Source organism: Robertmurraya sp. DFI.2.37 (assembly GCF_029211245.1).
In the GTDB taxonomy this organism is placed as follows: Bacteria; Bacillota; Bacilli; order Bacillales; family Cytobacillaceae; genus Robertmurraya; species Robertmurraya methanolica_A.
This window is the reverse complement of record NZ_JARGEJ010000928.1, coordinates 1-286: the sequence shown is the minus strand read 5'-3', so window position 1 is coordinate 286 and position 286 is coordinate 1. Positions and strand designations below refer to the sequence as shown.

The 286-nt window shown below is 40.2% G+C and carries 1 protein-coding gene and 1 pseudogene; one reads left to right on the top strand and one right to left on the bottom strand.

Going from position 1 to position 286, the window contains the following annotated elements; all coding sequences use genetic code 11:
- Positions 1 to 199: pseudogene (locus PZE06_RS29205) on the top strand (porphobilinogen synthase); the annotation flags it as partial.
- Here the strand turns inward: PZE06_RS29205 and PZE06_RS29200 are convergent.
- The gene (locus PZE06_RS29200; protein ID WP_483314108.1) at positions 187 to 270 is read right to left on the bottom strand and encodes a hypothetical protein; all 84 of its coding nucleotides are present in this window, start codon (positions 268 to 270) and stop codon (positions 187 to 189) included. The pseudogene PZE06_RS29205 and the gene PZE06_RS29200 overlap by 13 nt on opposite strands.
- Positions 271 to 286 lie beyond the last annotated feature (16 nt).

Below are 286 nucleotides of genomic sequence, written 5' to 3'. Positions count from 1 at the left end.
GTTAAATGATCCGTCATTGAAATTGTTGGTTGATACGGCTGTTAGCCAAGCAAAAGCTGGTGCTGATATTATCGCTCCGTCAAATATGATGGATGGCTTTGTTGCTGCTATTTGTGCTGGGCTAGATGAAGCAGGCTTTGAAGATACACCAATCATGTCTTATGCAGTTAAGTATTCCTCTGCTTTTTACGGACCATTTAACACTTTTCCATTCTCAACGATTCCACAATGCCCATGGCTTGTATATTCACATAAACAGGTATCAGCAATAACAATTAATTCCGGG